The 13,496-nt window shown below is 35.1% G+C and carries 12 protein-coding genes and 1 pseudogene; 6 read left to right on the top strand and 7 right to left on the bottom strand.

Features of this window, described 5'->3' with window-relative positions; genetic code table 11:
- The first annotated feature begins 54 nt into the window (after window positions 1-54).
- Window positions 55-1,044, top strand: a complete 990-nt coding sequence (locus SPD48_RS16480; RefSeq protein WP_336259219.1) for an NADPH:quinone oxidoreductase family protein — start codon at window positions 55-57, stop codon at window positions 1,042-1,044.
- A gap of 176 nt (window positions 1,045-1,220) precedes the next feature.
- Here the strand turns inward: SPD48_RS16480 and SPD48_RS16475 are convergent, their stop codons facing one another.
- The 7 genes and pseudogenes from SPD48_RS16475 to SPD48_RS16445 form a co-directional block, all read right to left on the bottom strand.
- A complete protein-coding gene (locus SPD48_RS16475) occupies window positions 1,221-2,420 on the bottom strand; it encodes an ABC transporter permease (protein ID WP_336259218.1) in 1,200 nt (399 codons plus the stop codon).
- A gap of 89 nt (window positions 2,421-2,509) precedes the next feature.
- A pseudogene (locus SPD48_RS16470) lies at window positions 2,510-3,175 on the bottom strand (ABC transporter ATP-binding protein); the annotation flags it as partial.
- Window positions 3,172-4,269, bottom strand: a complete 1,098-nt coding sequence (locus SPD48_RS16465; RefSeq protein ID WP_336259217.1) for an efflux RND transporter periplasmic adaptor subunit — start codon at window positions 4,267-4,269, stop codon at window positions 3,172-3,174. The pseudogene SPD48_RS16470 and the gene SPD48_RS16465, both read right to left, overlap by 4 nt.
- A gap of 3 nt (window positions 4,270-4,272) precedes the next feature.
- Window positions 4,273-4,962 carry a Yip1 family protein gene (locus SPD48_RS16460; RefSeq protein WP_336259216.1) on the bottom strand — a complete coding sequence of 230 codons (690 nt, stop codon included), beginning with the start codon at window positions 4,960-4,962 and terminating at the stop codon, window positions 4,273-4,275.
- 27 nt (window positions 4,963-4,989) lie between these two features.
- Window positions 4,990-6,072, bottom strand: coding sequence for a LolA family protein (locus SPD48_RS16455; protein WP_336259215.1), 1,083 nt, complete (start codon window positions 6,070-6,072; stop codon window positions 4,990-4,992).
- Between the two features lie 5 nt (window positions 6,073-6,077).
- Window positions 6,078-7,523 carry a sensor histidine kinase gene (locus SPD48_RS16450; RefSeq protein ID WP_336259214.1) on the bottom strand — a complete coding sequence of 482 codons (1,446 nt, stop codon included), beginning with the start codon at window positions 7,521-7,523 and terminating at the stop codon, window positions 6,078-6,080.
- On the bottom strand, window positions 7,520-8,221 hold the full coding sequence (locus SPD48_RS16445) for a response regulator transcription factor (protein ID WP_336259213.1): 702 nt from the start codon (window positions 8,219-8,221) through the stop codon (window positions 7,520-7,522). The genes SPD48_RS16450 and SPD48_RS16445 overlap by 4 nt, the downstream gene beginning before the upstream one ends.
- 214 nt (window positions 8,222-8,435) lie before the next feature.
- Here SPD48_RS16445 and SPD48_RS16440 point away from each other — a divergent pair, with 214 nt between their 5' ends.
- The 5 genes from SPD48_RS16440 (at window position 8,436) to SPD48_RS16420 (ending at window position 13,346) form a co-directional block, all read left to right on the top strand.
- On the top strand, window positions 8,436-8,894 hold the full coding sequence (locus SPD48_RS16440) for a DinB family protein (RefSeq protein WP_336259212.1): 459 nt from the start codon (window positions 8,436-8,438) through the stop codon (window positions 8,892-8,894).
- 261 nt (window positions 8,895-9,155) lie between these two features.
- On the top strand, window positions 9,156-10,292 hold the full coding sequence (gene ytvI, locus SPD48_RS16435) for a sporulation integral membrane protein YtvI (protein WP_336259211.1): 1,137 nt from the start codon (window positions 9,156-9,158) through the stop codon (window positions 10,290-10,292).
- Between the two features lie 164 nt (window positions 10,293-10,456).
- Complete coding sequence (locus SPD48_RS16430; protein ID WP_336259210.1) at window positions 10,457-11,512, top strand: fatty acid desaturase; 1,056 nt, start codon at window positions 10,457-10,459, stop codon at window positions 11,510-11,512.
- An 87-nt stretch (window positions 11,513-11,599) separates the two neighbouring features.
- A complete protein-coding gene (locus SPD48_RS16425) occupies window positions 11,600-12,733 on the top strand; it encodes a sensor histidine kinase (protein ID WP_336259209.1) in 1,134 nt (377 codons plus the stop codon).
- Between the two features lies 1 nt (window position 12,734).
- Entirely contained in the window at window positions 12,735-13,346 is a 612-nt protein-coding gene (locus SPD48_RS16420; protein ID WP_336259208.1) for a response regulator transcription factor, read from the top strand.
- The last annotated feature ends 150 nt before the right edge of the window (window positions 13,347-13,496 follow it).

Raw genomic sequence — 13,496 nt, 5'->3', positions numbered from 1 at the left:
TTGATTTTACTATAATAAAAACAAACACTATTTTTAGAAGGGAATGATCGGAAAATGGATAATTTTAAAGCGTTAATTGTAGATAAAAAGGAAAACGTTTTCAATGTAAGTGTAGCAAATCTAAATTTAAATGACTTACCTGAAGGTGATGTGGTCATTAAGGTAGCATATTCGAGTGTAAACTATAAAGATGGACTTGCTGCTATCCCTGATGGAAATATCGTTCGTAACTACCCACATGTTCCGGGAATTGACCTGGCCGGAACAGTAGTAAGTTCAACGAATAAACAGTTTAAAGAAGGCGATGAAGTAATCGCCACAAGCTATGAAATTGGTGTTTCTCACTTCGGTGGATATAGTGAATATGCTAGAATTCCTTCTGAATGGATTGTACCATTGCCTGAAGGGCTTTCGATGAAGGAAGCGATGGCATATGGAACTGCTGGTTTTACTGCTGCGCTATCTATTCAACGACTCGAGGATAGTGGATTAACAACTGATGCTGGGCCAGTTCTTGTGACAGGGGCTTCCGGAGGTGTTGGAAGTTTAGCTGTTGCAATGCTTGGAAAACTTGGCTATGAGGTAGTAGCAAGCACAGGAAAAACTTCTGAACATGATTATTTATATAAAATTGGAGCAAAAGAAATTATTTCTCGTGAAGAATTACAACCTGAAAAAATTAGACCCCTTGATAAACAAAAATGGGCAGGGGCGATTGATCCTGTTGGCGGAAAGACTCTTGTATATATATTAAGTACAACCAAATACGGTGGATCTGTTGCAGTTACTGGACTAACTGGAGGAACAAATTTACCGACAACCGTTTTCCCATTTATTTTAAGAGGAGTAAATTTACTGGGGATTGATTCCGTCTATTGCCCGATGGAAATTCGTGCTGAATTATGGAAGCGAATGGGCGACTACTTAAAGCTGAAACAATTAGCAGAAATTTCGAATGAGTTAACTTTGGAAGAGCTGCCAGCTACATTAAATGATATTTTAGCAGGCAAAGTAAAAGGGAGAACGATCGTTAAACTAAATTAGACCTTGACATAAGAAACCACGTGAGGAGTTCACTATCCTTACGTGGTTTTTTATTGATGATATATCAGCGATAATCTCTTTATATCAGCGAATTAATCATTATTTTGGCGGTTTGGCAGTTTTATCGGCGGTTTGGAGAATTAATTCAGCGATATATCTTTGAAATATCAGCGGTATCACTCATACCTTAGCGATTCTATCGGATCAAGTCTTGACGCTTTATTCGCAGGCAGAAGGCCGAATATAATTCCAATAAGCATGGAGAACAATATTCCACCTACTATAACTGGTAATGACACTAAAGGTGGCCAGCCCGCGAAATGGGACACTGTCAGTGCAGCCCCAGAACCAAGTAACATTCCAATCAACCCACCTATTAATGTTAATGTCATTGCTTCGATTAAAAATTGAAACAATATTTGTCCTCTAGTTGCTCCAAGAGACATCCTTACTCCTATTTCCCTAGTTCGTTCTGTGACAGATACGAGCATGATATTCATAACCCCTATACCGCCGACCAAAAGAGAGACTCCAGCAATACTACTAATAATTATTGTCATAATCCGAGTAACTTTCCCTATTGCCTCCCCAATCTCTTCCATATTTAATATTTGATATGAATCATCTTTGTCATGTATTTGATTTAACATCGCTGCAGCTTTTTCCCCAGCAATTTGTAATTCATCTGTTCCAATTGCTTGGATAGAAACTTCTGTAATCGAAGTTTTTGCGAAAACAGACTGCCAAGTCTTCATCGGCAGATACACAGTATTAGAGCCAAAGCTGAAAAGTCCACCTTCACTCTCCATTACCCCAATAATTTCAACTGGTTGATCTCCGACATAAATGACTTTACCGAGAAGTTTTTCTTCCTCATCATCAAATAATTCTTCTTGAAAATTCTCACTTACTACCGCAACTCTGGCACCACCTAAAAAGTCTGCTGCCAATAAGTTTCTTCCTTCGGCAATTTCCAGTCCATGTACATCTAAGTATGCTTGATTAACTCCCATTATCATCCCATCGGTACTTTCTTGACGATAACGAACAGTTGTTGATTCAGTACTAGTTGCAACAACTTTCTCTACTTCTGGGATCGTTTCAATCATTTTAATATCTTCTTGTGTAAACGCATCTTCAAAGAGAGAACTAGAATTTGCCTCTAACTCCTCATCAGATGGCATGTATAGCAATTCAATCGTATTAGAATCACCAGTAAATTGTGATTTTAATACTGCTTCTCCACCTTGACCAATTGCAACGACAGCAATTACGGAGCCCACTCCGATTATAATTCCAAGCATCGTCAAAATAGAACGCATTTTATGAGCACGAAGGGAGGCAAATGCCATTTTAATATTTTCTAAAACACTCACACCTCTCCCTCCTCCTGCTCAACTTCTGATTTAACGATGTCCTCATCCATACCAATTAATTTCTCCAGTGCTTCCTGACCAACCACTTCTTCCGCAGAAGTTACTTTTCCATCGCGAACAAATATCGTCCGATCCGCGTAACTCGCCACTTCAGCTTCATGTGTTACTAGAATAATAGACGTTCCTTCTTTGTTTAACAAAGTAAACATCTCCATTATTTGAACGCCTGTTTTTGAATCTAATGCTCCAGTCGGTTCATCTGCCAAAATAATATTTGGTTCATTAACAATTGCCCGGGCAATTGCAACTCGTTGCTTTTGTCCGCCCGATAATTCATTCGGTAAGTGGTCTGCTCGATCAGCTAAACCTACCTTCTCCAATGCTTCTGCTGCACGTTCCAATCTTTCTTTTTTCGCTATTCCTGCGTATATCATTGGTAGTTCTACATTTTGAAGTGCATTTAAACGTGGCAATAATTGAAATTGCTGAAATACAAATCCAACTGATTGGTTCCGTACTTGGGCTAATTCTTTTTCATCATAATCAGAAACTTGCTTTCCATTAAGCAAATATTCACCAGTTGTCGGTTTATCCAGACAACCAATGATATTCATTAATGTTGATTTCCCTGAACCCGAAGGACCCATAATTGCAACAAATTCACCATCGTCAATCTGCAAATCTATATCTTTTAGCACGACTAAATCATTGCCAGCAACAGGATAACTTTTTACAACTTTGTTTAACTGAATCATTTGATTGTCACTTCCATCCCTTCAGTGATACTATCAGAAGGATTAACAATCACTTTGTCATCTTTAGTTATTCCGTCTTTTATTTCTATTTTCTCGGAATCGACTGAACCAATCTTCACCTCAGCACGAGTAGCCTTACCGCCTTTAACGACGTAGACATAATTTTTATCATCCCCTTGCTGCACTGCATTGATCGGTAATGTTTGCACTTTTGCTTCACTTGTTACAATTTCAATTAACATTTTAAAACCAGGCTTAAGTTTAATATCTTCATCTAATGTAACGCGTATCGGATAAAGGACACTACTATCCGATTGCTCCATTCCTAGACCTTTCTCTTCTGGTAAATCACCGATAAAACTTACTTTCCCTGTCCATTCTTCATCCGGGACAGCATCAGACGTAAGAATTACTTCTTGGTCCTCCGAAATATTCAACGTATCGTATTCAGAAATCGTTCCTTCTACTACAACATCATCAAGTGAGCCAATTCTAATAATAGATTGTTCACTCATTTGACTTTGTGTACTCGTTTCTTCGTTAACAGATAAAACAGTCCCATCGACATCCGACTTTACAATCAAATCTTCAATCTGAGAGGAAATGGATTCTTTTTGTAAGTTTGCTTGTTCCAATTCAATATTTGTCATTTGCTGGTCCAGTTTAATCTGGTCATGCTCTTGTTGTAACATATCATTTTCTTTATCTTTTTCCAGTTCTTTGTCAATGTCCTGGTGTTGCTTTCTTATATTTTCTAAATTAAGTGCTGTAGATCTAATTTGCAATTCATTTTGTTGTTTCTCAAGATCTAGTTGTTTATTTTCATAGCGAATTAGCTTGTCGTTTTTCTTTACCTGTTCCCCTTCTTCTACATAAATCTCAGCAACTTCACCTTTTTCAGGCTGTAAATAGACATACTGTTCTTTATCTAATTTTAATGTACCTGGGGTGATTACTGTCTCCTTCATTACTTCTTCTTTTAATGTAGCTGTTTCTACTTTTATTGTTGAACTCGATAAATTTTTCCACACATTAATCCCAATAAAAAGGACGATAACAGTTATGACCCCTATGACAATCCATTTTTTCTTCATTGATTAAACACCTAGCATCGTATTAAGTCCAGCAGAAATCATCTGAAAAACGAGTCCAACAATGTAAAATGCAATAACAACAGCCCAAGATAATCCTTTTGAAAACTTAGCTACAACTTGTAAACCTATTGCTGTAATAATAAGTGCCCAAATAGAAAATATTTCAATAGATCCAAGAAAAGCTCCTAAAATACCCTTAGCTCCAATAATTGAGTTTAAGCTTGTAAAAAGTATTTCTGCTTCTCCACCAATCAACATAAAAACAATCCCATTTAAAATGAAGCTAATTGCACTAATCATGAAAATGTAAGTGTTCATAGAAAACAACTGCTTAAATGAAACTTCCGAATGAACAATTTTAGAAATGATCCAATGGATGAACGCAGAAATAAGAATTCCGAATACAGGAGTCACAACTCCTATAATGACAAAACCAATTTGACTCATCATTGCAACTATCATTAGTTCTTCTTCAGGCATGCCAGCCAAACTCGGATCGTTCACAAAGTCAATTCCGTTTGCCATCATTAGCATCCCTACCGTTGTAATCAAGGTGACGATAATTAGCGCTACAATGACTTTAGGATTTTCTCTTATTCTCTCAAACTGTTCTTTCGGATTCATAATCATGCCAAACAAAGACGGCTTTTCTGCAATTGTTTCTTCTACCTCAGAATTCATTTCATTTGCCATTTTACTTCAGCTCCTTAAATATTTTAATTATTTTATTTCTTCCATTTCTTCTGCCCATTTTTTCACCTGATCCAATGTAACCTTTGGATCATTGATTTCGATATAATAATTAAAGTTATCTTCATTCCAACTGATCGAGTGATTGGCAGTCATATCGATATATATTCCATCTTGCCCTCGGATTTTCTCCTTTAGATCCTCACCAAAGATATCCTGGTCCTCATCCCCATCATTCATTTCAACAATAAACAAAGTTATTAAAGGCAAGCCATTTTGATTATAATCGATTGTCACCTCTCTGTAACTCGCTTCTACTTCATTTTCTGTATACGTAATATGACCTAATTTATGCTCATCACTATCTGGAATATATAAAACTGGAGAACCTAATTTTTCAGGTATATTAGATAGAGTAATTTCTTCTTCCATATCATCCTGATCATAATCCGCTAATGTCTCAATTACTACATCGTCAGATAAGTCGAGACGGAATAGACTATCTTGCATCTTTGCATTAAACTCAATTGTCGTATATTCTATCTCATTAACATTATCTCCAACCATTGTTTTCATTTTTAACAACAGCCAATATTCTTTATCAAACCAAAACTCCTGATCCCCAGTTAATGAATTTTTATTTTTCTTCTTTTTAGCAACTAAATGGATTGCCGGTCTATCAGAAATTACTTCCTCACCAACCAATTGAATATCATGTGTATCTTGAATATTCCCCAGCAATATTTCTACCTGTTCTCGGGGATTCATATCATAATCCCCTAACTCGTTACTTGATATCTGTAAGACTTTATTTCTGTTTTCCTCATATATTTGAACTGTTTCACCATCATTAACCGTAATTACCTTTTCTCCATCCGCTTCAACTTCAATTCGTGATTTTTCATGATGGCGCCACTCTTTTATGAGAATGCTATCCATATCTTCAAAGCCATCCATCGACATTTCCATTTCCCCATAATATGAAAGAGTATTTTCCGCATCTAATGCATTGCTGATTACATGTTCAGGTGAAAAAGCATTCATTTTACCACATCCACCCAAAATGAGAAAAGTTCCAACGAATACAAACGAATAAAGTTTTTTTCTCTCCATATTAATCACCTCTTGGGGATAGAACAAATGAAACAAGCACCCATATTTATCTGTGACAATCCAGTCACTTCCCCATCATGCTTTTCAATAATTTGCTTCGTAATCGATAAACCAAGCCCTGTTCCATGAGCATCTTTCTTGCTTCTCGCCTGATCTACTTGATAGAGCGGATCAAATAAATAATCTATTTTTTCCGGTGGAACGCCTTTCCCTTCATTTTGAACAATAAGATAGGCATAGTTTGTAAAATCAAAAGTAAATGTATTTCTGACATATGCAAATAGCCAGTCACCCAAGTTTGTAGGTTCAGAAATAGCATAAAACCAGATCTTTCCTGTCCTTGGTGTATGCTGAATCGCATTCATCATCAAGTTATCGGCCACTCGCATCATCTGTTTCGGGTTCACATCATAATTACCATACACATAATTGCAAGCAGTTAACGTAATATCCTTTTTCTCACATAATGCATCATAATCGGAAACTATCATATCGAAAAACTCTTCTCCATCGACGGAAACTTTCTCTAATTCATAGTTTTCTGACTGTAATAATGTATGCGTGATTAGATCATCTAACATTTGTTTCATAAAGTCAGATTTATCTATGATCACGTTCCGGTACATTTCACGTTCTTGTACAGAAAGTCCTTTCGTATCATCAAGTGACTCGGCATATGCTTTAATTGATGTAAGTGGGGTTTTAAGATCATGTGAAATTGACGCAACCATATATTCTTTTACCTTTTGTTCCTGCTCAATCACTTCCCGAGCGGCAACAATTTGCTTACGCATTGTATAAAAATGCTTTTTTAGCTCACCGATTTCGTCTTTTCCCGTTTCCGTTTCCACATACGTATTTCCTCTAGCGAAAGCAGACATTTCATCCATCAATCCATATAGTCTTTTACTTAGTCTGCGATTTACTATAAAAGCAATTGCACTATAAATAAGTATGAATGACGTAATAAATAAAGCAGTTACAATCCATCCGCGTCTCACAATAGTTTTTAATAGCTCATCTCGGGCAATCTTAATCTCAAAGAACCCGGCAATTGCTCCATCCTCTTCAAATACGGGTTCCTTATAAACAAATGACCGTAACCCCTGTTGCAATTCATATAAATCCTCATATAATGATTTATCATTTCTATATTCTTGGTAAGCCGGCTCCGAAGCATAAACTAAAAATCCATCCGCGTTATATAAATTAATAGTAGTTTCCTTGTTAGTTAAATTATCTATCACACTTTTAGAAGTTGCTAATTCATATAAGCTTGGATGCTCCAATTCTTGCTTTATCGTCTGTATCTGTGAAAAAGCTTCATAGTACTCTTCTACCTTTTGATTACTATGATAGGAAGTAACCCAAGCGAAAAGGAAATAAGCAGATAATAATGGAAGTATCATGACGATAAAATAAGAGATTAATAACCAAGTTTTTATTTTCACATTAATTCACCAATAAACTGGTATCCCTTCCCCCATACTGTTTGAATGTACCTGGGGGTTTTTACCGGGTCTTTTAATTTAGAACGTAGTGACTTTACATGGACAGTAATCGTATGAAGTCCTTCCTGATCTACTTGACGCCACACATGGTTAAATAATTCTTCTTTTGAGAAAATTCGTTCCGGGTTTTGCGCTAACACTTTTAATAAATCAAATTCTTTTACGGTTAAAATACTCTCTTCTTCTTCTATTTTAATTTTGTTTTGGTCCCAATATACTGTTAGTCCTCCTTGATACGTTGAGACATTTTCATTCAAAGGGATCCCTTGATATCTCCTCCACCGTCTTAGTTGAGATTCCACACGTGCTTTTAACTCTTTCAAACTGAATGGCTTCGCAATATAGTCATCAGCCCCTAAGTCGAGTCCTTCAATTTTATCTTCGTCTTCTTTACGGGCACTAATAATAATGAGAGGAATATCACTTTCCCACCTGATATTCTTGCAAAGAGTAAATCCATCCATTTCTGGTAACATTAAATCAATTAGTGCTAAATCATAATGTTCCTGTTGGAAGTCTTCCCAGCCTTCTAGGCCAGTCGTTGCCCATGTTACTATGTATCCTTCTCGTACAAACATATCTCGAACAACCCGAGCAATTTCAGGATCATCTTCTACAAGTAGCAAGCGTGTTTGCATCGTTAATTCCCCCTGTAGTTCCTACTATAACATAATCCATCTTTATCTATTTTAATTTTACAATAACTTTATTTTTAATATCTAGTATAAAAGAACGAGTAATCTGTCGGTTTTTACTACAAACAAATAATATGATAAGGATTTTTAAGTATGTTATGCTAATAATAATAAAGATGTAGGTTCGTATCACATATTTTAAAAAGGAGTTGTTTTCATGGAGTCAATGAAACTATTTAAGTATTCTCGTACCTCCACGTTAATCATTCTTCCAAAATTAGATGAAAGCCTGTGGGATATTCAACCTCAAAATTGGCCGAATACAATTCGATGGCACGCTGGCCATATTTACGCTGAAGCAGAAGGTTTCATGCATGATGCAGATCACAATTACGAAATAACCCGTCCCAACTGGATGCCTTTATTCCTTGATGGATCTCGACCTTCTGAATGGGAAGGAAACGTTCCTTCAAAAGAAGAGCTGCTCGAAGCCTTAAGAGAACAAGAAGGACGAATTGAGAATTTCTTTAAAGATAAACTCCAAAATAAAGTATCAAAAGTACGAGATTTAAATGGAATGTTGCTTGAAACGGTGGAATCTTCCCTACAATTTATTACTTGGCATGAAGGTATCCACATAGGCGATATAAAAGGACTACGCCTAGCAACAAAATAATATTCAATCACCTTCCTATTCGGAAGGTTTTTTATTTAAAGGGGGTAGGGAATTTTTTTCTCCTTCCCGTCTTATCCTAACAAGAGTCGTCTAGAAATTATATGTTCGCTGGCTTTCACCGTAAAAGCTCTTAGCAACTTTCATTCTTTTCTACGTTAAAAAACAGCAATATCTTTTTTCTCGCTCTTTTCACTCATAACTTTTCCCTTCTTATGGTAAAATACTTTTAATCACGACCCAAATAAAGGCGGCTGATTTAAAATGAATAAAACCTATTTATTTATTGCTCTTAGAGTTCTTGTTGTTATTGCTGCATTTATACTCGGCATTATTGCTATTTTCTTTATTGGCAAATTAACTGTCCCTTTTATTATCGGCTTTTTTCTTGCTCTTTTAATTAATCCTCTTGTTGAACTTATTCAACGTAAAACAAAAATGCCTCGAGGATTTGCTGTCTTATCTTCTATACTTATTATACTGGCTGTAATTTCTACAGCCGTTACACTTCTTGTCAACGAAATTATTCAAGGTTTTTCGTACCTTTCTAATGTGGTACCTGAACATTATAATAGTTTCACTATTTATATGGAGAAAATTTACTTGGAAAGAATTTTTCCAATCTATAATAACTTATTACATTTATTTCAAGATTTAGACCAAAGTCAACGAAGTACGATTCTTGAAAGTATGCAATTTGCCGGTGAAAAACTGACAAATGCTTTTAGTGCAATTGTTCAAGCACTTGGAAATGGATTATATTTTATCATTTCAAAATTACCGAGTTTTGCTACGACCTTAATTATTTCATTATTAGCCACTTTTTTTATTAGTAAAGATTGGTACCATATCGTTAAAAGATTACATAATAAAATTCCTGCTACTGTTCAAACAAGAATTAATCAAATCTATGAGGGGTTACAACGTACGTTACTCGGATTTTTAAAGGCCGAATTTAAGTTAACCTTTATTTCTGCAGTGATTGTGTTTATTGGCCTACTAGTTTTACGAGTAGAACATGCATTATCCATTGCTTTAATTATTTGGATCGTTGACTTTTTACCATATCTCGGTGCAATTATTTTGTTTTTACCGTGGGTAATCTATTGCTTTTCAACAGGAGATATTTTTTTAGGAACCGGATTATCAATTCTTTACGGCTTAATCGTTTTACAAAGACAATTAATAAAACCAAAAATCCTTTCCTCCAGTATAGGCATTAGTCCACTTTTGACACTACTGACAATGTATGTTGGATTTAAATTAATTGGTGTAATCGGAATTATCTTAGGTCCGCTCACATTTATTCTCATGAAAATTCTTCATGAGACTGGAATATTTCACGATATTTGGATATTTATTCTTGGTAAAAAGAAGATTACATTACTAAAGAAAAAATGAATTAGCTTTAAGCAATAATGTTCGGCTTCGTAATCATTCTTCATTTTTGTATGTATTCATAAAACATGACATTTGTCATATGAAAATGATGACATATGAGTCTATCGACAAAGAATCCAAACGATTAGTATTAATAGTATGAAAAACATACTATGGAGGATCATATGTCTAGAGAAAAAACAAAGGCTTTACACAAAAGTGTCGCCCCATACACAAAAGCAAATAACAAAAAAAGCATTATTCAACTTTTCAATACATTACTGCCGCTAATATTATTTTGGATCCTTAGCTATACAAGTCTGCAAATCTCCGTTTGGCTAACCATTTTATTTGCAATAATTGGTTCAGGTTTTGTTGTACGAACCTTTATTATATTTCACGATTGTACCCATGGTTCGTTTTTTAATCACAAAAAAACGAATGATATACTTGGGACGATTACAGGGATCATTACTTTATTTCCTTATGAAAAATGGAAACGGGAACATGCTATTCATCATGCATCCAGCTCCAATTTGGACAAGCGTGGTATAGGCGATATTTGGGTGATGACCATAGACGAATATTTGAAAGCTAACCGATGGGAACGAATTAAATATCGTTTATATCGAAATCCATTCATAATGTTTGGACTTGGTCCTCTTTATTTAGTGTTAGTTTCTAATCGTATAAACCGAAAAGACGCTAGAAAGAAAGAGAGAAAAAACACGTATATTACTAATATAAGCATCATTATTTTATATGGGTTAATGATTTTCTTAATGGGTTGGCAAGCATTCTTACTCGTTCAAGGTATTATGATGTATGTTGCAGCTGCACTTGGAATCTGGTTATTTTATATCCAGCACACGTTTGAGGACTCTTATTTTGAAGAAGAATCAGAATGGAATTATGTAAAAGCAGCTGTTGAAGGAAGCTCTTATTATCAGTTACCAAAGCTTTTGCAGTGGCTTACTGGCAATATAGGTTTCCATCATGTCCATCACCTTGCACCACGAGTTCCAAATTACAATTTAGAAGAAGCACATAATTCAACGCCACCACTTCAACGAGCAACGACAATTACAATCGGAACTAGTCTTGCATCAATCAAGTATCGATTGTATGATCCAGAAAACAAATCATTCGTTACGTTTAGAATGATTAAGCATTTAACCAAACAACAAAAAAGACCTAGCGAATTATTAAAAACAAAACAGACAAGTATCGAAGGTAAATAATAAAAAATCAGTCGTCTATTTATTAGACGGCTGTTTTAATTATGGTTAAATTGATACAATATACAACAGAACAGGATGGTGAATCAAATGCATAGTTGGTACAGTATATTTCCAAAAAATCCTTGGCTAAGTATTTATACGTGGATAATCTTCTGTTTACTACCTTTCTTTTTTATATTTCGTTCCTCTTCACTCATTGAAATTGCAGTAGGTATTTTACTTTTACTTTTATTTTTTATTTCTTATCGGTTTTCCTTTAAAGCTAAAAGTGGCATTGTTTATATGTGGTTAAGTTTTGAAATGGTTATAAACATCGTGATGACTCTACTATTTGGTTTCGTTTATTTCGCCTTATTTACGGCTTTCTTTATTGGGAATATTCGTCATACGGCAGGTTTTTTTATTATGTATGGCCTTCATATTGCAACGGCTCTTGGGGCAGTGATTGCAGGCTTTTTTATCAAAATTGATCTTTTCTTGCCTCAATTACATTTCATTCTCATTTGTTTAATCGGAACAGTTTTATTACCATTTAATTTATATTATCGTAATCGCCGTGAAAATTTGGAAGGTCAATTAGAAGTTGCTAAAGAAAGAATTTCTGAACTAACCATTTATGAAGAAAGGCAACGAATTGCAAGAGATTTACATGATACTCTTGGACAAAAACTATCCTTGATTGGGCTGAAAAGTGACTTAGTCGGTAAATTAATATCCCGAGATCCCGAGCGCGCAGAAAAAGAGTTACTAGATATAAGAAAAACAGCTGGTACTGCATTAAAAGAAGTACGAGATCTCGTCTCTGATATGCGTTCAACAACTATCAAAAGAGAGCTATTACGAATTGAACAAATTCTTATAGCTGCCGAAATAAAGTTGATCATTAACGGGGATCCAGAATTTGCTACCGGATCACCTTTAATCGAAAATATATTAGGTATGTGTATGAAAGAAACCGTAACGAACGTTGTTAAGCACAGTTTTGCTAAAACTTGCCACATTTCCTTTTCAACTAAATCTGATTCATTTGAAATTGAAGTGAGAGATGATGGAATTGGAATTCCAGGAAATAGTGATCTGTTGCCTGGAACTGGGTTAGACGGAATCCGGGAAAGGCTTGAATTTGTGAATGGTTCCCTAAAAATTGAAGCGGCTACTAAAGGTACAATATTAAAAATTAGTGTTCCCGCTATTCTAAAACAAGTGCAAAAGGAGAAATAAAATGATTAAAATTGTCATTGCTGAAGATCAAGGAATGATGCTTAGTGCATTAGGATCTTTGTTAAATATGGAAGAAGATTTTGATGTTATTGGAATGGCAAAAAACGGTGAAGAAGCGATTCATTTGGTTCGGGAATTAAAACCAGACATCTGTATTATGGATATTGAGATGCCATTAAAAACTGGATTAGCAGCTGCTGAAGAATTAAAGGAAAGTAACTGTAAAATTATAATTTTGACTACATTTGCTCGTGCAGGCTATTTTGAACGTGCCAGAAAAGCTGGTGTTCGTGGATATTTATTAAAAGATAGTCCCATTAATGAACTGGCTGATTCTATTCGTGCGATCATGTCAGGACGTAAAATATATGCACCGGAACTTGTCGATATTATTTACGAACATGATGCAACAACAGAAAATCCTTTAACAGACCGAGAGAGTGAGGTCCTACAACTCGTTTCAGAAGGAAAGTCTACAAAAGAAATTGCAAAAGAACTTTATTTATCACATGGAACGGTTCGCAATTATATTTCTGTTATTTTAGAAAAATTACATGTAAAAAATCGAATTGAAGCTATTTCCAGATTTAAAGAAATGGGTTGGTTTAAATAAGTTACATAGAAAAAAGAAAAATTGTTTCTTGAACTGCTTGCTAAAATACGTAAAGCGAATGTCATTACTATCAGGGAAATTTATAGTAAGGAAATTTCTTTACTGTTGAAAGATTAATACTATCTCATCTTCAAGCCTGTTAATGAAACA

This window comes from Pseudogracilibacillus sp. SE30717A (assembly GCF_037071985.1).
In the GTDB taxonomy this organism is placed as follows: domain Bacteria; phylum Bacillota; class Bacilli; order Bacillales; family Amphibacillaceae; genus Pseudogracilibacillus.
The sequence above is the reverse complement of the archived record's forward strand: the minus strand, read 5'-3'. Positions and strand labels throughout refer to the sequence as shown.

What these genes read in the sequence shown, in the direction of transcription:
- SPD48_RS16480 (WP_336259219.1), top strand. Translation starts at nt 55, where the DNA reads ATGGATAATTTTAAAGCGTTAATTGTAGATAAAAAGGAAAACGTTTTC.
- SPD48_RS16465 (WP_336259217.1), bottom strand. Translation starts at nt 4,269, where the DNA reads ATGAAGAAAAAATGGATTGTCATAGGGGTCATAACTGTTATCGTCCTT.
- SPD48_RS16460 (WP_336259216.1), bottom strand. Translation starts at nt 4,962, where the DNA reads ATGGCAAATGAAATGAATTCTGAGGTAGAAGAAACAATTGCAGAAAAG.
- SPD48_RS16455 (WP_336259215.1), bottom strand. Translation starts at nt 6,072, where the DNA reads ATGGAGAGAAAAAAACTTTATTCGTTTGTATTCGTTGGAACTTTTCTC.
- SPD48_RS16445 (WP_336259213.1), bottom strand. Translation starts at nt 8,221, where the DNA reads ATGCAAACACGCTTGCTACTTGTAGAAGATGATCCTGAAATTGCTCGG.
- SPD48_RS16440 (WP_336259212.1), top strand. Translation starts at nt 8,436, where the DNA reads ATGGAGTCAATGAAACTATTTAAGTATTCTCGTACCTCCACGTTAATC.
- ytvI (WP_336259211.1), top strand. Translation starts at nt 9,156, where the DNA reads ATGAATAAAACCTATTTATTTATTGCTCTTAGAGTTCTTGTTGTTATT.
- SPD48_RS16430 (WP_336259210.1), top strand. Translation starts at nt 10,457, where the DNA reads ATGTCTAGAGAAAAAACAAAGGCTTTACACAAAAGTGTCGCCCCATAC.
- SPD48_RS16425 (WP_336259209.1), top strand. Translation starts at nt 11,600, where the DNA reads ATGCATAGTTGGTACAGTATATTTCCAAAAAATCCTTGGCTAAGTATT.
- SPD48_RS16420 (WP_336259208.1), top strand. Translation starts at nt 12,735, where the DNA reads ATGATTAAAATTGTCATTGCTGAAGATCAAGGAATGATGCTTAGTGCA.